We start from the raw sequence: 946 nt of genomic DNA on the forward strand, positions 1-946 counted from the left end.
CGCCGCCCCGCCGCCGCACCGGGACCTGGGTGCACCGGGCGGGGCCCCCCCCCCCGGCGCCCGGGGGTGCGGCGGGGGCCGCGGCAGGCCCCCCCGGCGCGGTCTGCCCGGTCGGGAGCAGCGCGGCGTCGAGGGCGGGCGCGGTCTCGCAGGGGCTGGCCAGGAACGTCATGGCGCCGTCGAGCGGCAGGTCGCGGACGACCCGGTCGCCGAACAGGGCGTCGGTGCGGATCGGCGCGCCCAGGACGTGGGCGCCGGCGACGACGGTCAGCAGGGAGGACAGGGAGGCGCTGTCGGTGTCCACGGCCAGCACGGGCTTGCCGGGCGCGATGTCGGCCATCAGGCCGGTCAGCACGCGGCCGGGGCCGACCTCGACCACCAGGTCGACGTCCGCGGCGGCCTTGGCGGCGGCCTCGTGGAACCGGACCGGGAGGGTGATCTGGTCGCGCAGCAGCTCGCGCAGGTCGGTGTCGGCGGCCAGCACGTCGCCGGTGACCGTCGAGTGCACGGGGCGGATCAGCCGGCCGAAGTCGAAGTCGACGAGCCGCTCGGCCATCGCCTCGGCGGCCGGCGCCACCAGCGGCGAGTGGAAGGCGTGGGAGACGGCCACGCGGGTGGCGTGCACGCCCGCCGCACGCGCCACCGCGCACACCCGGTCCACGGCCTCGGCCGGGCCGGACAGCACGGTCTGGGCGGGGCCGTTGTAGCCCGCGACCACGACGTCCTCGCCGGCGGCCAGCTCCAGGGCGCGCTCCGGGTCGGTGGCCAGGCCGGCCATCGCGCCGCCGCCCCGGCTCGCGTGCGCCATGACGTGCCCGCGCTCGACGGCCAGCCGGAGCACGCGGCCGGCGTCGAGGGCGCCGCCCCAGTGCACGGCGGTCAGCTCGCCGAGGCTGTGGCCCGCGGCCGTGTCGGCCTCCACGCCCAGCTCGCGCAGCACCCGCAG

1 protein-coding gene is annotated in these 946 nt (G+C 79.5%); it reads right to left on the minus strand.

Annotated features, from left to right (window positions below; genetic code table 11):
• A partial coding sequence (locus ACFV4N_RS39360; protein WP_499677778.1) for an ACP S-malonyltransferase occupies positions 1 to 946 on the minus strand: 946 nt, incomplete at both ends.

It is taken from the genome of Actinosynnema sp. NPDC059797, assembly GCF_042732085.1.
GTDB lineage: Bacteria > Actinomycetota > Actinomycetes > Mycobacteriales > Pseudonocardiaceae > Actinosynnema.